This window comes from Alteromonas sp. McT4-15 (genome assembly GCF_020515205.1).
Lineage (GTDB): Bacteria > Pseudomonadota > Gammaproteobacteria > Enterobacterales > Alteromonadaceae > Alteromonas.
The window spans coordinates 45,642-67,798 of sequence record NZ_JAJALG010000015.1; the positions used below are offsets into that span (position 1 = coordinate 45,642).

17 protein-coding genes are annotated in these 22,157 nt (G+C 41.4%); 12 read left to right on the top strand and 5 right to left on the bottom strand.

Annotated features, from left to right (window positions below; translation table 11 throughout):
• Nucleotide 1 precedes the first annotated feature (1 nt).
• Entirely contained in the window at nucleotides 2-1,762 is a 1,761-nt protein-coding gene (locus LHL20_RS12135; protein ID WP_226433485.1) for an OmpA family protein, read from the bottom strand.
• Nucleotides 1,763-1,765: 3 nt separating this feature from the next.
• Nucleotides 1,766-2,308 carry a hypothetical protein gene (locus LHL20_RS12140; RefSeq protein WP_226433486.1) on the bottom strand — a complete coding sequence of 181 codons (543 nt, stop codon included), beginning with the start codon at nucleotides 2,306-2,308 and terminating at the stop codon, nucleotides 1,766-1,768.
• Nucleotides 2,309-3,221: 913 nt separating this feature from the next.
• Here LHL20_RS12140 and LHL20_RS12145 point away from each other — a divergent pair.
• The 4 genes from LHL20_RS12145 (at nucleotide 3,222) to LHL20_RS12160 (ending at nucleotide 5,796) form a co-directional block, all read left to right on the top strand.
• Nucleotides 3,222-3,662: a DUF6957 family protein gene (locus tag LHL20_RS12145; RefSeq protein ID WP_226433487.1), complete on the top strand. Its 441-nt coding sequence runs from the start codon at nucleotides 3,222-3,224 to the stop codon at nucleotides 3,660-3,662.
• 76 nt (nucleotides 3,663-3,738) lie between these two features.
• On the top strand, nucleotides 3,739-4,224 hold the full coding sequence (locus tag LHL20_RS12150; RefSeq protein ID WP_226433488.1) for a hypothetical protein: 486 nt from the start codon (nucleotides 3,739-3,741) through the stop codon (nucleotides 4,222-4,224).
• Nucleotides 4,225-4,378: 154 nt separating this feature from the next.
• Complete coding sequence (locus tag LHL20_RS12155; protein WP_226433489.1) at nucleotides 4,379-4,966, top strand: HNH endonuclease; 588 nt, start codon at nucleotides 4,379-4,381, stop codon at nucleotides 4,964-4,966.
• A 164-nt stretch (nucleotides 4,967-5,130) separates the two neighbouring features.
• Nucleotides 5,131-5,796 carry a recombinase family protein gene (locus LHL20_RS12160; protein WP_226433490.1) on the top strand — a complete coding sequence of 222 codons (666 nt, stop codon included), beginning with the start codon at nucleotides 5,131-5,133 and terminating at the stop codon, nucleotides 5,794-5,796.
• A gap of 236 nt (nucleotides 5,797-6,032) precedes the next feature.
• On the opposite strand, the gene LHL20_RS12165 is transcribed toward LHL20_RS12160, so the two are convergent.
• Nucleotides 6,033-6,287 carry a hypothetical protein gene (locus tag LHL20_RS12165; RefSeq protein WP_226433491.1) on the bottom strand — a complete coding sequence of 85 codons (255 nt, stop codon included), beginning with the start codon at nucleotides 6,285-6,287 and terminating at the stop codon, nucleotides 6,033-6,035.
• A gap of 659 nt (nucleotides 6,288-6,946) precedes the next feature.
• Here LHL20_RS12165 and hsdR point away from each other — a divergent pair.
• The 7 genes from hsdR (at nucleotide 6,947) to LHL20_RS12200 (ending at nucleotide 18,349) form a co-directional block, all read left to right on the top strand.
• Nucleotides 6,947-10,462 (top strand): type I restriction-modification system endonuclease, encoded by a 3,516-nt coding sequence (gene hsdR, locus LHL20_RS12170; protein WP_226433492.1) that lies wholly within the window; start codon nucleotides 6,947-6,949, stop codon nucleotides 10,460-10,462.
• Nucleotides 10,463-10,732: 270 nt separating this feature from the next.
• Nucleotides 10,733-11,836, top strand: a complete 1,104-nt coding sequence (gene fic / locus LHL20_RS12175) for a protein adenylyltransferase Fic (RefSeq protein ID WP_226433493.1) — start codon at nucleotides 10,733-10,735, stop codon at nucleotides 11,834-11,836.
• A gap of 55 nt (nucleotides 11,837-11,891) precedes the next feature.
• On the top strand, nucleotides 11,892-13,487 hold the full coding sequence (locus tag LHL20_RS12180; RefSeq protein ID WP_226433494.1) for a class I SAM-dependent DNA methyltransferase: 1,596 nt from the start codon (nucleotides 11,892-11,894) through the stop codon (nucleotides 13,485-13,487).
• A gap of 3 nt (nucleotides 13,488-13,490) precedes the next feature.
• A complete protein-coding gene (locus tag LHL20_RS12185) occupies nucleotides 13,491-14,996 on the top strand; it encodes a restriction endonuclease subunit S (protein ID WP_226433495.1) in 1,506 nt (501 codons plus the stop codon).
• A gap of 9 nt (nucleotides 14,997-15,005) precedes the next feature.
• A complete protein-coding gene (locus tag LHL20_RS12190; RefSeq protein ID WP_226433496.1) occupies nucleotides 15,006-16,712 on the top strand; it encodes an AAA family ATPase in 1,707 nt (568 codons plus the stop codon).
• A gap of 1 nt (nucleotide 16,713) precedes the next feature.
• Complete coding sequence (locus LHL20_RS12195) at nucleotides 16,714-17,832, top strand: hypothetical protein (protein ID WP_226433497.1); 1,119 nt, start codon at nucleotides 16,714-16,716, stop codon at nucleotides 17,830-17,832.
• A gap of 112 nt (nucleotides 17,833-17,944) precedes the next feature.
• Nucleotides 17,945-18,349, top strand: coding sequence for an antitoxin Xre-like helix-turn-helix domain-containing protein (locus LHL20_RS12200; protein WP_226433498.1), 405 nt, complete (start codon nucleotides 17,945-17,947; stop codon nucleotides 18,347-18,349).
• 13 nt (nucleotides 18,350-18,362) lie between these two features.
• Here LHL20_RS12200 and LHL20_RS12205 read toward each other — a convergent pair whose 3' ends face one another.
• On the bottom strand, nucleotides 18,363-19,667 hold the full coding sequence (locus LHL20_RS12205; protein WP_226433499.1) for a tyrosine-type recombinase/integrase: 1,305 nt from the start codon (nucleotides 19,665-19,667) through the stop codon (nucleotides 18,363-18,365).
• A 184-nt stretch (nucleotides 19,668-19,851) separates the two neighbouring features.
• Complete coding sequence (locus LHL20_RS12210) at nucleotides 19,852-20,958, bottom strand: tyrosine-type recombinase/integrase (RefSeq protein ID WP_226433500.1); 1,107 nt, start codon at nucleotides 20,956-20,958, stop codon at nucleotides 19,852-19,854.
• A 179-nt stretch (nucleotides 20,959-21,137) separates the two neighbouring features.
• Between LHL20_RS12210 and dusA the strand changes: the two genes are divergently transcribed.
• On the top strand, nucleotides 21,138-22,154 hold the full coding sequence (gene dusA, locus LHL20_RS12215; protein WP_226433501.1) for a tRNA dihydrouridine(20/20a) synthase DusA: 1,017 nt from the start codon (nucleotides 21,138-21,140) through the stop codon (nucleotides 22,152-22,154).
• Nucleotides 22,155-22,157 lie beyond the last annotated feature (3 nt).

Genomic DNA, 22,157 nt, shown 5'->3' on the forward strand with positions numbered 1-22,157 from the left:
ACTACTGTATATCGGATGTTAAAACGTTAATCATTACTGAGCGCCCCATTGATGGTTTCTTTAATGGGAGTTCGCCCAGACTAACGGCAATCAGTGTGTCGCTTGTAACGCCAAAAGAAATTAGCGTATTAACCACATTGTCGGCACGCTTACGACTAAGCACCTTATTTCGTGCACTCGAACCTGAGTTGTCACTGGCGCCTAATACTACAATACTTATAAACGTCTTGGTTTTCGCTGCTAACACTTCTAGCTGCACAATGTCACCAGCCAGTGCCTCTAATTTAGCTAACTGTACTGCAGAAATGTTTTCTTGGTTAGTGGCAAAGGGGACACTTTGTGAGGATATCTTATCTACCAATCGGGCAAGCGCCGCACGCTGTAGTGAACTATCGTCTATTTCAATAACAGGTATGACTTCAAGTGCATCAATGTCAATATTGAGGTTGTCGATACCTGGTATGGCGTCCATTTGCTGAGAAAGGTGTGCCGCCGTTGACGACAAAACGCTGCCGCTTATACCAACACTTTCGTTGTCGTGTATCAGCGAAAGTATTTCTTTTGAACTCAAAGGATACTGGCGAACGAGTTGAGAGAGCTTTTTGGCAACAACAGACGCTTTCAGCGAGGCGAAAGGTTCTTCAATGATGTTGACGTCTTCAGCATTGATATCGTTGGCACTTAGCCACTCACTCACTCTCTCAACAGCAGGATCTCTGAGGATTTTAGTGTGTACTTTGCCGTTAGTAATAAATGTGTCTGCCACTAAAATTCCATCGGGCGGAGTAAGGCTTTCAATATCGCTTTTTAAGATACTCAGTGATAGACGCATTGCTGACAGCGCAACAAGTGCGCCTACCAAAACAATTAATAGCACGCCTCCCAATAAGCGTTTGGGCTTTTTCTTTTGCTCTTCTTTTCGCTCACTTACCAAACAGTCTGACAGAATGGTTTCAGCGCCTTCAAAGGGGGCGTTGTCGCCATTGTATTGAGACAGTGGTTGCTGATAGAACTTATGAAATTCTTCTAGGGTAAGCTGAAGTTTCTGGCGTATTGAAGGAGGAATTACACCAGTAACTGCTGCAACCAAAATGGCCTGAGGGCCAATTTTGATAAGCAAGGTAAAATCGCCCGTTTTAATCTCACCAATTTCGTTTTCTGTGGCATCACTACCTTGGCTGAACGCATCTGCCACAAAGTCGTTGATTGCTACAAGCATCGAAGAAATAAGATCCGCATCTTTTTCTTTTTCAGGATCAGATGACAAACCGCGAAGTAACGTACCTGTTTCTCTGTGAATAACAAGCAGTTGTTGAACTTGATATTGATAAATTTGTGAAGCCACAAATTCAGAATATTTCACGCCCGATTGCCAGGCTTTAAATCGCCACGATATGCTCTTTGGGCTTAGACTGTTTTCGATGAGCGTGTTCGTGCGCTCAACGAACTCTATGACAAAAGAAGCAAACGCTTTTCTTACTAGCGTGCCCACCAGAGGGTAAAGTGAACCAACAATTTTTCCACTGTTGGCTTCAATTGAACGGTGTAACGATTTTTCAACTAACGGTACGAGTACTTTATTAACTGAGCCGTCTTTATTTTCACGTGTCAATAGTGCTTCGGACACTACGTCAGTAACGTATTGCTTTGCATTGTGCGACAGCTTTTCATCAATATACTTGTCGTCTCTCCCAATAAGTAGTGCTCTTACACTATCAAGAGAGTGATCTGTGCGCTCAGGTGATGGCACCTTGCTTGTCATAATTTAGCTGTCTGTAGCGAGGTTTGTCGCCATGGTTGATAACAAGTTAGCTAGCGTTTTTCTGTCTGTCTTACTTTCAGATAGTTCACTGGTAACCTGTTGCAACTTAGCGAGTAATTCCTGGTGACGCTTGGTAAACAAATTGTCAAGTGACTCCAGCTCTTTAACAACATGCGCTTCAAGTGCGTCATTGTCATTCTTTGCTGTTGTTTCAGCTATTTCCAGCTCGCTTTGCAGTTTATCGGTAGTGTTTTGAAGGTGAGCTTGCACATTACCATGATTGTCATTTGCATTGGTGAGCTGTTCAGTCAGTGCCGCTACTTGAGTGTCTATTTGTTTTCGAATTTGGGCAAATTGCACGTCAAGGTGAGTATTGAGTTTACTGAAACTGTCTTCTACCCGTGCTTCCAGTGCCGAAAGATCAGCACGAAAAGCGCGATTAGTTTGACCGAAAAGAATTTCTCTAAGTTGTGATAGTTCATCTGTTTGTTCAACAGACTCGGCAGGAGTCGGTGCTTTCGCATCCTTTTGCTTCTTGTCTTCCATAAATCATCTCCGGCGAGAAAGGCGTGATGTAGGCGCTACTTTGTCTTTCAGTAGTTATTTTAGTCACATTGCTTTTTTTTCCTACAATAACGGTAAATGAGCAACTTTGAAATACTCAAAAAGTATATTAATAGTAAATACGCAAATAATGAAAAAATGCATTTGATTCAGCGTGTTGTAAAACTTAAAAAGCATTAAAGTACTGGTAGAAGTTCAAGCTGTTGAAGTTGAAGTAGTTAGTGGCACATAAATGCGGTGAAAATATACAATCTCGTCGTTGTTTTTTTAGTGAACATAGGTAGTATACGCGGCTCGCGAAAACGCGCTATAGCTGCATTTCGCTTTGCTTTTGTATTACGTTGTTATTGAGGTTTGTGTTGTGTCTATTACTCCCTTAAATCGCAAGTTATCTGTCGCTCCAATGCTCGACTTACACAGAGCAGGCTGAAACCTTTGGTAGGTATGGCTTTGAAGGTGTCTCACAAATTCTCGGGTCCTATTTAGGGTCCCAAATCATCAACTTCAAATTCGTTCTGGATTAGCTTAATCGGTCCTTGCACAGTTTTCCATTTATAAATTTCAGTGCTAAACCAATTCGAACTTATTCTCGACTAGGCTGAACGAGGTATTTTTTGTGTATTCCATATGATTGCTTGATTACGGCAATTCTCGGATACATTTTTGAGAGTATCGCCGTATTTAGCTCTTAAGCGTTTGATACGGATCTCTCTGGCCTTTTGGCTTTTTTCGGTCATTGTCTAATGCTCCTTCGCTTTGAATGAATGTGATCCTAATCCTCAGTGCCATCGTCTTAGCTGTCGAAGTTCATTCCTCTTTCATAGCTTCAACTTTTTGACAGATTCCTAAGGTATGGAAAGTTGTGAGCTCATTTTAATTTAATGAGTGACCTCAAATGCAATATAACAAAACGCTAATCACTATCGCCAATTTAATAAACACTAAAATTGGAGCAGTTGCTACTGAGCTAGGCTGCGATGAGCAGGAATTAATTGGCTATATTGAGCTTGCACGATCGAGAAATGACAAACCAATCCGAGCTTTAAAAAGCTGGAAACGCTTTAAGGTTAATATCGACAACCACAAAGAAGCTCTGTTTAGACAGTTGCAGCCAGAAATATCTTCTTCCGGCATTTTTATAGTTTATTCTGACGATGTCATTATAGATTCAACGAATCGCGTGCCTATGGGAGGTTGGGTTCGTACTTCATTCTTAGAAAAACTCCATTCAAACTGTATCTTTGAAACGAAGAATACAAATTACATTTTGGTAGGTGAAGGTAGAGAAGAGGAAATAAGTTTGAGTGAGCTTTATTCGCTTTATACCTTGCACTAGCTATTCTTTAGGTTTTTTGACAGCTACCCAAACTGGCAGATGATGGTGTTCGAACTAATTACATAGGAAGAATACCATGCTAGGTTTTAAGCAAAGTTATCACGTATCACCTATAGAGCAACACCAGCAAGCACTATCAGCTAATGTTCAAGATGACATCATGTTGGAAGCTGATTTTAAATCACTTATAGATAAGCTCATGATCACTGATAGTGGAATGGAAGTTATTTTCGCCATGTCACTAATTGATTGCAAAGTTAAGCGAATGACCGAGCACAATGCTGAGAACTACCAAGAATTACTGGGTGATGCTGTTTCAGCCATAACAGTGCTCAACGATGAGATTGATTATATTGTCGACATAGCGGATGAAGACTTAACTGTACATGAAGTTATGCAGCCAATTCTTGCTGCTACTACATTCCTGATGGGGAAACCTCCTACAGTTAGATTTTGTGAAGACCGTGAAGACAAAGAACTGATGACTCGTGTTGAAGAACTGATTGATTCTTTTCATAACACCATCAAAAAATCAGAAGAGCACAACCGCCAACTTCATTAGCTAATATTTGCCTTGTTAACTTAGCTTACTTAACAAGGCACTCTTTCCTTAAGGCACATTCCGTTTCGACGACTACATAGTAATTCTGACTAAAGCATGTTAAATATTTAGGCTTAACTCACAACATTTAAGTTTGAATGGAGGTCAGAATTAAGTGAGTGAAGATATCGAATACCTGTCCTTATTTAGGATGCCCACACCAATGAAGATAACTGGACGCTCATCGAGTATTACTAATGCGTTCATAAACTCAATCATTCCAATTATTGAGCCTAGTGGTGCTCAAGTTAAACAAGCTCTTCAAATCCTCGGCATGACTGCTGATAATTTTCAATGCTCTTATTGCGGAGCAACGGCTACAGAGTGGGATCACTTGAGGCCATTAGTATTAAATAAAAAGCCTACCGGATATGTTTCAGAAATTCATAACTTAGTTCCTGCATGCGGTAAGTGCAATCAGTCAAAAGGCAACAAGCCTTGGTCAGATTGGATGGTAAGCGATGCCAAACTATCCCCTAAGTCACGAGGAATTAAAGACATTGATATTCGATTAAAACGTCTTGCAGATTACGAAGCTTGGGAGCAGCCTACTATTGTAGATTTTGAAGCTGTAGTTGGAAAAGAAAAATGGGAACAGCATTGGGCGAATTGGGAGTTAGTGCAAAATACAATGAAACAAGCCCAAGTATTAGCAACAGAAATAAATAAATCTATAGCTGCTTCATACTCCCTTAAGAACTGATCTGTGATTAAGCAATGGTCTTGGCAAGACAACTAGCTTGCATGCTTTGACTATATTGACGTTGGTAGGTGTTAAAAATGAGCTAATCCCTCGTTAAGCTCTTTTTTGACAGGTGCCTGTTTGGCCTCATTCTGGTCGTAAATGACCAAAATGAGGAAATCAACATGCAATTCATTGCTTACTATCGTGTATCAACTCAACGCCAAGGTATTTCAGGTTTAGGCCTAGAAGCTCAACAAGATATTGTCGAAGATTACATCCGTCGTCAGGAGGGTAAGTTGCTCCATATTTATACCGAAATAGAATCTGGCAAGAAGGATGATCGTCCAGAATTGCATAAAGCTCTGCAACATTGTCAGCTCACTAACTCAACGTTGGTTGTATCAAAGTTAGATCGCCTCAGTCGAGACCTTCATTTTTTATCAGCAGTGATGAAAAGTGGGATTCCATTCATATGTTGTGATCAGCCGAACAGTGGCACATTAGTTCTTCAGGTGCTTGCTGCAGTAGCAGAGGAAGAGCGAAGAATGATCAGTGAGCGAACTAAGTTGGCACTAGCTGCAGCAAAAAAGCGAGGTGTAAAACTGGGAAACCCTCGGCTTAATGAAGTCCGAAATACTTGTATGAACAACGCACGGGAGACATGGCAAAAAAATAACGATGAGTTTAATCAAGCCATCCGGCCTGTAATTGAAAGTCTGCAAAAACAGAGCTTCGACACCTACACAGGTTTGGCAAGTGAACTTAATCGTCTAGGCTTTAAGACTCGCTATGGTCGGCAGTTTTATTCTGCGACGGTACGGAATATATTGTTAGGTCAGGATAAGTAATCTAGCTGGTGTTCCTCTCGTTAATTGTTAAAAAAAAGCAGGCACGAAGCTGAACTTCACCACAGGCGCCAGCATTTCATTAACCGGTATTAGAAATGCTTATTGGCTTACGTTCACTTTTGTGTGCCTGCTAATAATTTACTTACTAGCAAGTGGAGTAATTCAAACACATAAACCACAAACAAAAAAAGAAGGTAACGTTGTACCTCCTTAAATGCGTCGGAGTAAAAAATTAGTTAGAGCAGGATGGTATCGCGAGGGTCGTTCGAGAGCTTGCCAATAATTTGTTTACTGTTAATTGAAAAAGTGATGTCGACAACATCCTTGCCTGTTTGCTCTGCTTCAAACTCAATTAGTTCTATAATCCAATTGGCGTACCTTTGGGCGGATTCTTCTGTAAATCCAAGTGATACTAATTCCTCGCTGTTTACGGCACCTGTTGCGACCAATAATCCCCATAGTGCCTTGTGTATTTTTTTATATTTTTTCATATGTTCACCTTTAACTGTTTTTCAAAACTATAAGGTCAGATGAAAATTAAAACTGCTGAAAGCCGCAGTTCTTCTGATGTGTTTTAATTTAGTTCGCTTGGAAAATAAAATGCTCACCGCATTAAAGAAGTATTTAGCAACCTTTAGATTCAACACTCACAGTGAAATCGGTTTGTTGCTAAAAACTTGAGTGCGGATGTGACTAATTTATAGCTACCAAAGTGCAGCCGCCGAACCGGTATTTGATGCCAAAGTAAAACTATGCGGTGAATTGCTTTAACTCTGCATATTATTCCTCGCAGGAAAACGACCATCCTGCAATAGCCGCCAATTTCATAGGGATAAGAGTTTCTGCAAGATATTGCAGGAAAAGAGCTAAATAGAGAGTGTTTTAACATCAGAGCATGAGGTCATGACGCTAGCTCAAATGACAGTAGTTCTGCGAGTCATTGCAGAACTATAAACAAGCAAGCTGTAAGCTATCTTCTGATCAGAATGATAATTCAAATTTCACTTTAAATAGAATTCTGCAAGGTATTGCAGATAAACGGTTATATCGTCTTGCCAAGACTATGACTAACCCTCTGTGAAAGTTGAACAAATTCCGTTATTCTAGGTAACAATAAGACAAAAAATAACGGCTCGAAGGAACGATATCAGTGGCGAGTAATTTCAGTTTTTTAGAAAGTCATGACCCTATTTTTTATCAATTAGCGCATAACGCAGAAGCCGTTTTTGCGACAGACCCAAATACTACATTGATAAAATTGCGACAGTTTGGCGAAGCCATTGCACAGGAAATTGCGACTGGCGCAGGGATTTTTTTTGATGAACAGACTAGCCAAAAAGATTTACTCTTTAGAATCCATCGTGACTTAAATTTAGATCCGCTTATTAAAGATGTCTTTCACCACCTTCGTATTGAAGGCAATAAAGCAACTCATCGGTTTAAGACAAAACATAAAGAAGCCATGGACGGGTTGCGTGTTGCTCGCCAACTGGCAATTTGGTTTCATAAGTCGTCAGATAAATGCCCAGCCAATTTTAAGCCTGGTCCATTTGTGCCACCAGAAGACCCAAGTGAACACCATAGAGCACTGCAAAAACAAATTTTACAGCTTCAGTCTGAACTGACAAATACTCACCAACAGCTTGAGTCAAATCAGCAGCTCACTCAGCTCTTACAGCAAGAAAAAGAAGAATACGCCGTATTAGCTGAGCAAATGGACAAAGAGGCTCGCCAATATAAATCATTGTTCGAGTCACAAGATAAAGAGCTAGAAAAGCAGCGTGCTGAATTCAATGAAAAATTAGCAACGACGCAAAAACAAGAGCAGCAGCAAAGCGACGAAGAAAAACAAGCAACCAAACAAAAGCAAAAGATTTATGCCAAGCAGCTTAGAGAAGCTACTAAGGTGTTATACCTCAATGAAGAGGTCACTCGTATTGTTATCGATCAGCACTTAATTGAAGCTGGTTGGGAAACAGATACTGAAAACTTAAACTTTAAAAAGAACAAAACCATGCCTGAAAAAGGCAAAAACATGGCGATTGCCGAGTGGCCAACGGAGTATGAAGGTAAAAAAGGCTATGCCGATTATGTTCTGTTTAAAGGGTTAACACCGATAGCAGTGGTAGAAGCGAAAAAAGAAAACACCAATGTCGCCGGTAAAATAGGTCAAGCTGAACGCTATTCCAAAGGATTTAAAAATACGCCCCCTTTAATGCCAGCTTGGGAGCTTGAGGGAAGAACGATTGCATGGCCAGAGGGAGAACAAGGCCACTATCATGTGCCATTTGTATACTCATCGAACGGACGTCCGTTTGTAAAACAGTTAGCGGAACAATCAGGGATTTGGTTCCGCGATGTGCGTGACCACAGTAACATTGCAAGGTCGCTAGCTAATTTTCACAGCCCTACAGGCCTTGAAGATAAATTAACGCGTAGTAAACAAGCTGCAGAGCAAACACTAAAGAACGAAGGTTTCGGCTACCTTAAGCTGCGCGACTATCAAGAAAAGGCAATTAAAGGCGTTGAAACAGCGTTAGCGCAAGATGCCCAGCAATGTTTGTTAGCCATGGCAACAGGCACAGGTAAAACCCGAACGATTATTGGCTTGATGTATCGATTTTTAAAAGCTGAGCGCTTTAAACGGATATTGTTTTTAGTCGACAGAACGTCTCTTGGAACTCAAGCACTAGATAGCTTTAATGAAGCGCCACTCGAAGAAAGTAAACCGCTTTCTAAAATTTATAACATTGCTGAGCTTGGCGATATGGCGGCTGAAGCAGAAACACGTATCCAAGTGGCAACCGTTCAGGCAATGGTTAAACGCTTATTTATGTCAGACTCGCCACCTGCTGTTGATGAATTCGATTGTATTATTGTTGATGAAGCCCACCGGGGTTATACGCTTGACCAAGAAATGACTGAAGGTGAACTTGAAACAAGAGATGCTTCACAGTACCTGTCTAGCTATCGTCGAGTACTCGACTATTTCGATGCAGTGCGAATTGGTTTAACAGCTACGCCAGCGAAACATACAACTGAAATATTTGGCAAACCTGTATACACCTACTCATACCGTGAAGCCGTTGCTGAAGACTGGTTAATTGACCATGAACCGCCTATTCGATACCAAACTAAGCTATCAAAAGCGGGTATTAAATTTGAGAAGGGTGAAAAAGTTAGTGCCATTAACACAGGGACAGGTGAAGTAGAATCGGCCGAACTGGAAGATGAGGTCAACTTTGCGGTAGAAGCATTTAATAAGCGCGTGATTAACGAAAACTTTAATCGTGTGATCTGCGAAGAGTTGGTTAAAGAACTTGACCCATTTGGTGAAGAGAAAACCATGATCTTTTGCGCAACCGATATGCACGCTGACATGGTTAAACGCTTACTCGACGAATCCTTCAAAGAGATTTATAACGGCGATTACAATCAAGCTGCAGTATTAAAAATTACTGGCCAAACCGACAAAGTTGAAAAGGCCATTAGCCGTTTTAAAAACGAAGACTATCCGAACATTGCCATTACTGTCGATTTACTAACAACAGGTATCGATGTACCAAAAATTTGTAATTTGGTGTTTATGCGTCGAGTGCGTTCTCGCATTTTATATGAGCAAATGATAGGGCGCGCAACACGTCGTTGTGATGACATTGGTAAAACGGTTTTCCGCATTTACGATCCAGTTGATATATACGCTGCACTTGAAGATGTTTCTACCATGAAGCCTTTAGTGAAAAACCCGAACATCACCATAGAGCAGCTAGTGGATGAGCTTACCGATGAGAAGCGTTTAGAAAAAGCCCTCGATACAAAAGGTGAGGCAGCAGATACATCTCATGCAGATGACTTACTAGACCAGCTTAGCCAAAAGGTCATGCGTATATTGCGTAAGGCAAAGAAAAAAGCAGAGTCTCGACAAGACATCAAAGAGAAGCTTGAAGAGCTCACTCAGCTTTGGGGAACCGAAACAGATAAACTTCCACAGCACCTGCGTGAACTAGGTCCTAAGCAAGCAGTAAAGTTTATTAAAGATAGCGGTGGTTTATTACCTCAGCTTACCGCGGTCAATCAATTACTAGGTTCAGAGCGTTACCCTCTTATCTCAACACATGAGGATCAACTAGAGGTCCGTGAGCAAAGTTATGGCAAATATAAGCGTCCAGAAGATTACCTTGGTAGCTTTGAAAGCTTCATTAAACACCAAATTAATGAGTCAGTAGCGCTTTCCACCGTGGTTAACAAACCAAAAGACTTAACACGCGAACAACTGAAAGAAGTGCGCCTAATGCTCGATGCAGCAGGCTTTGGTGAAAAAACATTAGAGACCGCATGGAAGAATAAAACCAATCAAGACATTGCGGCTTCTATCGTGGGGTATATCCGCCAAGCAGCCATTGGAGAAGCGTTAATGCCGTTTTCCGAGCGTGTGCAACTGGCGATGCAGAAAATGTATCAACTGCACAATTGGGCACCTGCACAACGTAAATGGCTAGACCGACTCGCGAAACAGCTTACTCACGAAGTGGTTGTAGATAAGAGCTTTATTAATCGGTGTTTCGCAACACATGGCGGGATTCAAACCTTTAATAGGGTTTTGAATGACCAATTAGACGATGTATTAAATGAAATAAACGACGCATTATGGCCTGAGCAGGCGTAAAACAGCCTTGAGCAGGCATAAGGCTAGCAAGACGGTTATGGCAACTGCGCATATTTAGGCATATGTATCTTTTTTGGCTTTTTCTATACATAACTTAATTACGTGTCGAAAAATTTTGATTATATCGACACAACTCCTTTATATGTCGATAGTATCGACATAAGTTTATTACATGTCGAAATATCGAGCTTTTTTCGACATAAAGTGTTTACATGTTGATGCAATCGACATAAGCTAATCGTTATGTTGATATTTTAAGGTTTTTTAAACATGACATGGCAAGCTGAGCAGCCGTTTAATACCATGCCACCATTACCGCCGCCAGGCGATACCTTGGAAAGTATTGAAATACTTAAGGCATGTATACCAGCTAGAGCTGCGTTAGCAGAACTTAAGCAAGCAGGGGAGCTACTGCCAAACCAAGGCCTTCTGATCAACCTCATTCCATTACTTGAAGCAAAAGACAGTTCTGAAATAGAAAACATCGTGACCACAACCGATAAACTATTTCAGTATGCGCAAGAAGACAGTAGTGCTGATAATGCCACCAAAGAAGCACTACGATATCGTACTGCTTTGTATGAAGGCTTTATGCAGCTTTCAAAAAGGCCATTAAACACCAATACTGCAGTAGAAGTGTGTAGCACTATTAAGTCGGTTGAGATGGAAGTACGCAAAGTGCCAGGCACTGTGCTGAGTAATCAGGCAACGGGTGAAATCATCTATACGCCACCAGTAGGTGAGCAAGTGTTGCGAGATCTACTATCAAATTGGGAGCAATTCCTTCACGCAGAAGACGATATTGATCCACTCATTAAAATGGCAGTATCCCACTATCAGTTTGAAGCAATTCACCCATTCACTGATGGTAATGGCCGTACTGGCAGGGTACTTAACATTTTGTATCTAATTGAGCGGGATTTATTAACGCTGCCAATTTTGTATCTCAGTCGCTATATCGTACAAAATAAGCAAGATTATTATCGGCTGCTCTTGTCGGTAACTCGCGATGGCGATTGGCAGCCATGGATCATCTATATGCTTAATGCAGTAGAACAAACCGCCAAATGGACAACCAACAAAATAGCTGCAATGCGAGAGCTTATTGAGCACACAACCGTATTTGTAAAAGAACAGCTACCCAAAATTTATAGCCATGAGTTAGTGCAAGTGATTTTTGAGCAGCCTTACTGCCGCATTAACAACTTAGTGGAAAGCGACATAGCAAAACGACAAACAGCCTCTGTTTACCTCAAGCAACTCTGCGATATTGGTGTACTAACCGAAGTCACAGCAGGTAAAGAAAAGCTATTTGTTCACCCTAAGCTTATTACGCTCATGACAACAGACAATAATAATTTCTTGCCTTACTAATTCGAGAAGCTTGCAGAAAGCTAAGTATAAAAGTAAGGCATATAAAGGACTCATAATGACCAACAACGACATCGTACAAAAACTATGGAACCTGTGTGACGTACTACGTGACGACGGTATTAACTATTCAGACTATGTGACTGAGCTGGTATTGCTACTGTTTATTAAAATGGTGCACGAAAACAATGAAGCCGGCATTTTAAACCGTCATCCATTGCCAGAAGGTTGCCGTTGGCAAGATTTAAGCGGTAAAGACGGACTCGTATTGCTTAACGACTACAAAGCAATCTTGTTAGCCTTATCAACCGGTAAACGTACCGAAGCAGACCCCGAAAATCCAGGCCAAACAATTGAAGTAACTATTCATGAAGATCCACTTATTCAAGCCATTTATGCCGATGCACAAACACGTTTACGCGAACCACGCCATTTAAAACAGCTTATTGAAGCCATTGATAAAATTGACTGGTTCAGCGCAGCAAAAGATGGCTTAGGTGACTTATACGAAGGACTACTTGAGAAAAACGCGAACGAGACTAAATCGGGCGCAGGGCAATACTTCACACCGCGTGCACTTATTGACTCAATGGTATGCTGTATCAAACCGCAAGCAGGGGAGACGATCCAAGATCCTGCCGCGGGTACCGCAGGTTTTATTATAGCTGCTGATAACTACATTAAAGAACAAACCGATGACTTGTTTGATTTAAACGAACAACAGCAGCAATTTCAAAAAACTAAAGCTTATATGGGTGTTGAGTTAGTACCTAATACCCGTCGTTTAGCTCTTATGAACTGCTTACTGCACAATATTGAAGGCGACGACGAAGGCGCGGTGCATTTAGGTAATGCACTTGGTCAGGTAGGCTCAAGCTTAGCTAAAGCCGATGTTATATTAGCAAACCCACCATTTGGTACGTCAAAAGGCGGTGAAGCATCTATTACCCGTGACGATTTAACCTATCGCACCAGTAATAAACAATTAGCGTTCCTACAGCATATCTACCGTAACTTAAAACCGGGTGGCCGTGCCGCTGTGGTATTACCGGATAATGTGTTATTTGAAGCTGGCATGGGTACCGATATTCGTCGTGACTTAATGGAAAAATGTAACCTGCACACCATTTTGCGTTTGCCGACAGGCATCTTCTACGCCCAAGGTGTAAAAACTAACGTGCTTTTCTTTACCAAAGGCGCTGCTGCCGATAAAAGCCAAAAAGAAGGCTGTACCAAAAATGTTTGGGTGTATGACCTAAGAACTAATATGCCTTCATTTGGCAAGCGTACTCCATTTGGTGAAAGTCATCTTAAACCGTTTGAAGCAGTTTACGGCGAAGATGCTAACGGTACGTCACCGCGCACAGAAGGTGAATACAGTTTCGATGCTCGCAAAGTGGAAGTGGACAACGCAGAGGAAAACAAAGGTGTAGACGACGAGTTAGCACATTCACGTTGGCGCTGTTTTACTCGTGAATGGATTGCAGATGCCAAAGGTGATTCACTCGATATCAGTTGGTTAAAAGACAAAGACAGTGTTGATGCGGCCGATCTACCTGCACCAGAAGTGTTAGCGCAAGAAGCCAAAGAAGGATTGACCACCGCGCTCTCTGAGTTGGACGAGTTGTTGGCTGAACTAAGTAATGAGGTTTAGTGAATGACTGATAATAGAACCATAACCGTAGATGGCTCATATACTCATGAACTGAGCATTCCTTCAAGTTGGCACTTCGCACAACTAAATGAAGTTATCGACATAGTTGGAGGTAATCAACCACCAAAAACGTTTTTTAGTGATCAGCCAGGTCCCGATAAGATAAGGCTTATACAAATTCGTGACTACAAATCTGATCAGAACATTGTTTATATCCCCAAAGATAAAGCAAAACGCTTTGTTTCGACTACAGACGTAATGATTGGCAGGTATGGTCCACCAATATTTCAAATATTGAGAGGGCTAGAGGGGGCTTATAACGTTGCTTTGATGAAAGCTGTGCCGAAAATGGGAGTATTCGATAATGAGTATCTATTTCACTATTTGAAAAATCGCGATATCTATAACTATGTAAATGCAGCCTCAGATAGAACTGCGGGTCAGTCAGGAGTCAATAAAGCTCACCTAGAAAAATACCCTGTTGGGCTTCCTCCACTCGCTGAACAGAAAGTCATTGCTAAAAAGCTGGATAAGCTACTAGCGAAAGTCGACAGTATTAAAACACGCCTCGACGCCGTCCCCGACACACTAAAACGCTTCCGCCAATCCGTCCTCGCCGCCGCCGTCAGCGGTAAGTTGACCGAAGAGTGGCGTGAGAAGTTCAAACCAGCAATAGTTGATATTGCATCTATTTCTGAAGAACAATTTTCATCAGGGCTTACAATGGGAAACTTTGGTAAAAAGAAGGACAGGTCCCCAGATATCGCTGATGAGGAAAGCCGAAAATTTGTAAGTCATATCGCAGGTTGGCCCTCTATAAGATTAGGTGCTCTGTGCGAGTGTGTTGTACCGAATAGAGATAAACCAAAATCTTTTTCAGGTGGCTATCATTGGCTGTTAACTCCGAATTTTGACGAACAATCTATTTGGATTGATTACAAGGAGATTGAAAATGGTTTAAGTGAAGACGAGGTTATTACTTACAGAGCAAAAATCATAGAACCCGGAAATGTTATTATGACCTGCGTTGGACGTGTTGGTCTTTCAGCCGTTCTAGAGGAAAGCTCCGTAATTAATCAACAACTTCATGCCTTCAAAGTTAACAAGCATATCAAAGCTGAATATCTAGCATATTGTGTGAGAGCAAATGTTGAATATTACGAAGATAAGGCGACATCGACTACAGTTAAATATTTGAATAAGACAGCTTGTAACTCTTTGCCGATCCCATTACCAACCATTGAAGAACAAACCGAAATCGTCCGCCGTGTCGAAAAGCTATTCGCATACGCCGACAAAGTCGAAGCCGAAGTCAACGCAGCCCAAGAGCGCGTAAATAAACTCACTCAATCGATCCTTGCTAAAGCGTTTCGTGGTGAGCTCACCGCCAAGTGGCGCGAGCAAAACCCTGAGCTCATCAGCGGAGAAAACTCAGCAGAAGCCTTGCTTGAAAAGATCAAAACCGAGCGAGAAAAATTAAAACCTATAAAGAAGAGAAAAGCGAAATAAGGAAGTTGTATGAAGTTAATTAGCGTGGAGCTGACAGGAAGTTATAAGGGATTGCACGACAGCGTTTTCGACTTCTCTGAATCCAATAGTTTTTTGCTCGCATTTATAGGGTTAAATGGGTGTGGTAAGTCGCAACTTTTGGAACTTATTGCTGAATCATTTGCATTTATAGAACGCTATCAACGCCGTGAGTTTAAAGTTCGAAAACCGTTAGGTTTTGATGTGGCTATAGAGTATCAATTGAGCCGTCCGACTAATCACAGTGCTGGCTCAGCAAATATGGTAGCTGGTAGTCGTATGGCAGTTGCTGAAGGGATCCATAACCCAAAGTTTAAAGTTAACATCCAAACTGATGGTGACGTTAAATGTTATATTGATGCAAATGAGACTTGGCAAAAGGTAGGTATTGAAGAACTGACTCTTCCTGATTATATCGTTGGTTACTCGTCAGGTTTGAATGAAAATTTGCAACGAGCATTTTTAAAGAATGCGGTTCAATACTTTGATGTTATGAATACTAAGCTGAAATGGCGAAAAGAACTGGCTGGTGAGCTGAATGATACTCAAATGGTTGAGGTGAATGAAAAATATTTAACCCGATATCCGCACATATTTGATGCTCCAACAGGTGAGGCTCTTGAACAAGATGGCCTTATGTCGCTTCGGGAAAGGCCAGTTAATCTTAGTCAGCTCGTATATTTAGATTATGACAGTGCAGGATTAGTTGTTGCTTCATTAGCCATGTTAGATCGCGCTTTCCGACAAGAAGTGTTTGATCAACTGAGATTCAAACATCCTTCTCGCTTGGTTATTGAATACGATTTACGGGGAGACCTTGGGGAAGAGGAGTCTATTCGCGATATTAGAGTATTGATAAGGATTGCGGGCAGAGATAACTTTGAAGGAATTGGTAAGCAAACAACGGATACCCAGTTCGATCTTTATGAACTGGACTACCTTCATGGAAAAATTCTATTTGATTTTAATGATGTTGAAACATTGTCACGCCTCAGAGAAGAGAACTACAGCGACCCTGTAATTTTCTTTGCTCGTTTATATAAGTTACAACAACTTGGTGCTAAAAACTGGCGTGGTGTAGACAGGACTGCGTTAAGAAGAGACGACTTCCTTGGAACTGTTAAGAAGCCATTAAAAAGCAAATTGCCACTTACTATCCGGTTGATGGAGCTGGCTGATGACGAAGGCGAGTTTGCTAACTATGATGACTTATCAGATGGCGAGGCACAATTACTCCAAACACTAGCGTGTTTAAAGGTATTTAGCCAAGACCCAAGTAATCAGAGGCAGGCGCTTTTTCTTTTTGATGAACCCGAAACTCACTATAACCCTGCTTGGCGAACGTACTTCCACAAACACATAAAACAGTGTTTAGGGGGAGACATCAGCAGAACTAAACTTCTAATGACATCTCATTCACCTTTTATGGTTTCATCCTTAAAACAGGAAAATGTTTATTTCTTTGAGCGTGATGAGCAATTTAAAGTTCATATGAAACCGTCGCGTGAGCAAACTTATGGCGCCTCTTTTGATATACTAATTAAGCAGTTTTTCGGTTTGCGTTCATTGATTTCCCAAACAGTAGTGGATGAGATTCGAAAGCAGTTGGAGCAAGGTGATGCTCAAGCGCTAGAATGGATTAGACAGAATTTAGGCAGCTCTCCTGAAAAGGCCTATTTGCTAAGGAAGCTTGGTTGATATGTTGTTTGTTCTAGACCCTAATAGCCCTAAATTTATGGTGTTTGAAAAGTTAAACGCGGAACTGCTGCACTTTTTGGAGCATGCTATTGCTGGTGGAAACTTTAAACGCTCACTCCTTACATCAGGTGATGTTGGGCAAGCATGCTGGGACAATGCTAAGGAAAATGTTGCAAATGTTAAAAGTGACTTAACTAGAGATAAATTCAAAAAACTCTTTACCGAGTTAAAAAAGGAGACTGAGGGTAACCGGCAAAGGTTGTATTACGCGGCCAACGGCCATCAAGATTTAACAGCTTTCTTTGCTGCACCTAATAGAGGCTTGCTTAGTTTTCTTTCAGCGAATACCTTCAATGCGCTAAAGACTCTAATGACACACTTGTATTGTTCAACTAAAGATCTAGCCAATGTGATAGCTGGATCCAACGGTAAGTGCATCAATACTCATTTTAGCGATTTTAGGGTGATAAACGGACAAGTATGTCGAGCTTGTGGAATGGAACAGCTAGCACCTTTCAGGGCAAACATTGAAGATGAAAATCAGTGGCGGGCAGACTATGATCACCAACTTTGCAAATCAAAATACCCTATTTATGCAGTACATCCGGACAATTTGATCCCACTTTGTCGCGTTTGCAACCAAGACGCAAAGAAAGCAAAAGATTTGTTTAAATCTACATTAGGTGCCAACCGCTATGCACTCAATCCATACACAGAACAAGCCTCGACTTCAATAGAGTTTGAAATAGTAAATCTGAATGACCCTGAACCTCAGTTGAAGCTAAAGTGGAACACTCAAGACGTCACTTTAATCGATAAGCTGAAGACATGGGATGATGTTTACGAAATTCGTAACAGAGTAGAAGGGCGGTATTTGTCAATTACCGACAGGTTGGAAGATGCTATTAATCCCTCAGATTACGCCGAATTAATTGCTGGCGTATCGCAGAAAGCTAGACCGGTTCCGCAAGCAACCATAAGACGTTCGTCTTGGGCATTTTGGGATCAAAAGTTATTCCTTGCTTTAAATGGAATGGACAAACAAGCATTTTGGGCGGAAATAGAGTTTAGACGCGAACAAGGTGAAGAAGGTGGAGAATATATAATTCAAGGTGGTTAGCTTTTATATCAAGCTACCTTTTCTACAAACGCCTAGTACTTATTTGTATTTTTGACAGTTATAGACACATATCTAACATTGACCCATCGTGAGTATTCAAGAAGGAAAGGTGATGCCTGTTCATACAAGAACAAAGCTCAATGAGCTAGATAACCTCCATGGTGTTGTTATTAGTCGCTGCTATAACATCATGAAGCTTTGGGGATTCACTCAATCAGAAATAGCAACGGTATTGGATATTTCTACATCAAGTTTACGTCGCTATTTGGCTAACCCAGATAATGTGCGTTTGAATCGAGATAGGCATGATAGGGTGTCTTATATTATTAATATACACATAGGTTTGACTTCATTATTTTCAACTAATGAAACGATCTATGGATTTATCGCAAAGCCAAACCACAGTGACTTTTTTTCTGGGCGAATACCTAAGCAGCTATTGCTAGAAGGCAGCATGGAAAACTTGATTGATATTACACGCTATGTCCAACGATTATCGGAAGGCGGTATTTTATAGATACAGCCTTCAACTACTCTCTGTTAGCAATAGGTTTTGCGCTTTTTACACGTTCACGCTGCATAACTTGAAATACGGCGTTTAGTATATCATCTGGTGACGTACCATCTCGCGATAACATTTTTACCATCATATCTGCCGCTTGCTGGTGGAAGTGCTGATTATCGTTTTTCAGAACACCTTCTTGAGCTGCTTTTTGTTTGCGACTAGGTAGGTTAACTTTGGCTTCTTGCGCAACCTGTTTGATATCACTTTTTATGTAAACTTCTTCGAGTGTTTTACTCTTGGCACTATGTGTTGAGATCGTTCTGATCTTGGCAAGTGAGTAGCCGTTGTCATCAAGGTTTGAAATGGCTGTGCGTCTGCCATCGCGGAATACTTGAACACCCTTAATGCCTAGTTTGTTCAAGATGCGTGTAAATCCTGTCGTTACAGAGTTTGGGTTGAACGGAAAAATTACATGCTCGCTGTTAATTCCATCTGATTCGTGAAAACCCATTTCCTCGAGTACCTCCCGAGTCTCGGGTAGCATTGGGCACCATTCTGGCTCGCCTTTATTGGTAGCCTTATTTTGATGTTTCTCGACTTTAATCAGGCTTTCTTTAAAGTTGATATGTTTTCGTTTGAGCCCGCCGATAATAGCTGAGCGTCGTAACGACTGCGCCATTACAATTCGATATATTTTAGCGTAGGGGATATTCGTTTTAGGTGATTTTTCAGCTTCAACACAGGCCTTTAAAATATCAGCATCTTCAGTAGTGCCATCTATAACTCTGTCTCTGATTGATGATTTATCTATAAGCTTCTCAGACCATAGTGTTTTCCAGGCATTCTTGACAGCTAGGTTGGTTACTTTGATTCGGCAGCTTGATTCTGCATGGGCTAGTACATTGTTCAAGTTGTTAATGTACCAATTTACGGTCTGACGTTTAATTTTTCCACCGTCATAGAGTTCACGGGCGTATTGAACCACGTCAGACGAACATAGCTTAGAGAGAGGAACGTGAGCGATGCTGTGCTTCAGTATTCTTCGTATACCGCTTTTTTCTTGTGAGCGTAACGCTGCTCCACGTACTTCTAAAGTTTTAGCGACAAGATCTGCGAGCGTAATTTTACTGGTGCAGAAGCGAAGGATACACTCACCGCGTTTTAGTGCTTTTTTAACATCGTCGCACCATGCCTTCGCATCTGATTCAAATTCGAAGTGCTCACTATGATTAAATGGTTTTTTGCCCACTTCAACAATGCGAATTCGACCACGAAAATAGTGACCTCTAATTTTACTGTAGCGCGGATCGTGCGTAACTTTACAACTCAAACATCAGATCTCATTTGATTGGAAAGTTACCCATTATTTGAATTTTTTTGTTGTCCTCGAGAAGTACCTTTGGTTTTCACTTATTCGTGAAATTTGAGGTAATGTGTTCTTAGAAAACTCGTAAGCTGGTTGCTTGAAGCAGATTGGCTCTGTGAACCAATCTATCACCTAAACAGTTTGCACTTTAGTTATTTGTGCTTTTAGTCATTTCTAAGTGAATAAGAGTTTCAGGGAAAACTGTGACGTAGATGTCGTGCAGGATCTTCAGATCTTTATGCCCAGACACTGCAGCAACTTGCGGTAAGCTAAACCCTTTCTCAATGAGTAAACTACAACCTTCACGACGTAAATCTCGATATTGAAAATCTTCTATACCAAGGCTTCGAATGACTCTTCTAAAACCTGTACCAACTGTTTTGGGGTTATAAGGAAAGATAAATTTACTGGTACGTGGCTGCTTTAAAATGAGCTCAAGGGCTCTTCCTTTGCCTAATAATGGCAACAACATATCGTTACCTTGTTTATGTGTAGGATGTTTTCGATCCGTCACCCTTATTAGGCTTTTGTCTTCCATCAAGTTCTTCCATTCCAGTCGACACAACTCCGATACTCGAAGACAAGTTAATACAGACATTTCAAATAAATCAGCGTAAGGGAGTTCTGTCTTGTCGCGACTTTGGTATTCTTTTAGTGCTTCTAGTATGTAGTCGTATTCTTTACCTACCAAACGGCGGTGTCGTTTATCCGATTTGGCAATCAAACGAAGTCTGCGAAGTGTTGGGTAAGACTCGACTATTGCTTGGTCTGTAATTTCTAAGCCAAATAGGGATTTTGCATGAATTAGCACACTGCGTAGAAATGAGATGTCACCTGCAACGGTTTGTGGTTTAGGTTTTCGCTTTGATTCAAGTCGTTCGAGTGCAAAATCGATAATGTGTTGAGAACGTAAATCAACGAGTCTCACTTTACCAATATTGTATCGGCCTGTTTGCTTTAAGGAGCTTTGTGCTGAACGTCCTAACGGTTTGTTTGAACGGTTACATTTATCAATGTACTTTAAAATAAGCTCAGATACCGTAAGTACTTGCAGCTCACGGTCTGCAGGTTTCTCGCCGTTCTCTAAAGAGTGAATGAGCTCTTTTGCCCACTTGGTAGCTGCAGCTTTGTAGTCAAAGGTTTTGCGTTTGCTAAAGCTAACGCGACCGCATGTCTTTTCTCGCACTGTTGCGCTATACCTAACTTTATTTTTCTTATTGGCAGGCTCAACGACTTCTATGGTAAAATACGCCACTTTTTTCTCCGTCATATGATGTAACTTAGCGTCATTTTCTGGGTCCTATTTAGGGTCCCGACAACGCTAGGGGTCCTATTTGGGGTCCCAAAATGATGGTTTAATGAACGATTTTGAAGTTGAGAGGTTGCTTGTGTTGCATGAGCTGAACCCAGTAAACACAAGGCTTAGAGAATAATATGAGCAAAAAACCAATTAACCGCAGATTTAGTGTCGCTCCAATGCTGGATTGGACAGATCGCCATTGTCGCTATTTCTTGCGCCTTATGACTAAACACACCTTGCTTTACACTGAGATGGTTACAACTGGCGCCATTATTTATGGCAAGGGTGACTATCTTGGCTTTAACAACGAAGAGCACCCTGTCGCTGTTCAACTAGGTGGTAGCGATCCAAGTGACATGGCACGCTGTGCGGTATTGTCTCAAGAGCGTGGCTATGATGAGGTTAATATCAACGTTGGTTGTCCCAGTGACAGAGTAAAAAACGGCAGCTTCGGGGCGTGTCTTATGGCGCAACCTGAAGTCGTTGCTGATTGCGTTGCCGCTATGCAAAAAGAAGTCGATATTCCCGTTACCGTTAAATGCCGTATTGGTATTGATGATATGGACGAAGACGAGGATTTTTCGCGCTTCATCAATGTGGTAGCCGATGCCGGATGCGATACTTTTATTGTTCATGCACGAAAAGCGTGGCTACAGGGGTTAAGCCCAAAGGAAAACCGTGAAATTCCACCACTAAATTATCCTCGCGTACATCGCCTGAAGGCAGCTAGACCAGAACTTTCTATTAGCATCAATGGTGGTGTTAAAACACTAGATGAAACCAAAACGCAACTACTCGACGTGGATGGTGTGATGATGGGGCGTGAGGTTTATGCTAACCCCTACATTTTAGCAAATGTCGACAACGTTATTTTTGGCGATGATCAGAGTGAGGTTATCTCTCGTCGAGATCTAGTTATGAAAATGCAAGAATACATAGCACGTCAAGACGATCCGTATTTCAAGCCATGGCATGTGGCGCGTCACATGCTAGGGCTTTATCAGGGCCAAGCAGGTGGACGAATTTGGCGACGTTACTTAAGTCAAAACGGTACAGGTAAGTCTCCCGATCCTGATCTTTTAATGAATGCATTAGATGCAGTGGAAAAAGCACAAAGAGAAGTTGCACAGTACAATGGTCAAAAAGACTAAAGT

Excerpts from the sequence above, each read along its gene's own strand:
- LHL20_RS12135 (WP_226433485.1), bottom strand. The coding sequence starts at position 1,762 with ATGACAAGCAAGGTGCCATCACCTGAGCGCACAGATCACTCTCTTGAT.
- LHL20_RS12140 (WP_226433486.1), bottom strand. The coding sequence starts at position 2,308 with ATGGAAGACAAGAAGCAAAAGGATGCGAAAGCACCGACTCCTGCCGAG.
- LHL20_RS12145 (WP_226433487.1), top strand. The coding sequence starts at position 3,222 with ATGCAATATAACAAAACGCTAATCACTATCGCCAATTTAATAAACACT.
- LHL20_RS12150 (WP_226433488.1), top strand. The coding sequence starts at position 3,739 with ATGCTAGGTTTTAAGCAAAGTTATCACGTATCACCTATAGAGCAACAC.
- LHL20_RS12160 (WP_226433490.1), top strand. The coding sequence starts at position 5,131 with ATGCAATTCATTGCTTACTATCGTGTATCAACTCAACGCCAAGGTATT.
- LHL20_RS12165 (WP_226433491.1), bottom strand. The coding sequence starts at position 6,287 with ATGAAAAAATATAAAAAAATACACAAGGCACTATGGGGATTATTGGTC.
- fic (WP_226433493.1), top strand. The coding sequence starts at position 10,733 with ATGACATGGCAAGCTGAGCAGCCGTTTAATACCATGCCACCATTACCG.
- LHL20_RS12180 (WP_226433494.1), top strand. The coding sequence starts at position 11,892 with ATGACCAACAACGACATCGTACAAAAACTATGGAACCTGTGTGACGTA.
- LHL20_RS12185 (WP_226433495.1), top strand. The coding sequence starts at position 13,491 with ATGACTGATAATAGAACCATAACCGTAGATGGCTCATATACTCATGAA.
- LHL20_RS12190 (WP_226433496.1), top strand. The coding sequence starts at position 15,006 with ATGAAGTTAATTAGCGTGGAGCTGACAGGAAGTTATAAGGGATTGCAC.
- LHL20_RS12195 (WP_226433497.1), top strand. The coding sequence starts at position 16,714 with ATGTTGTTTGTTCTAGACCCTAATAGCCCTAAATTTATGGTGTTTGAA.
- LHL20_RS12200 (WP_226433498.1), top strand. The coding sequence starts at position 17,945 with ATGCCTGTTCATACAAGAACAAAGCTCAATGAGCTAGATAACCTCCAT.
- dusA (WP_226433501.1), top strand. The coding sequence starts at position 21,138 with ATGAGCAAAAAACCAATTAACCGCAGATTTAGTGTCGCTCCAATGCTG.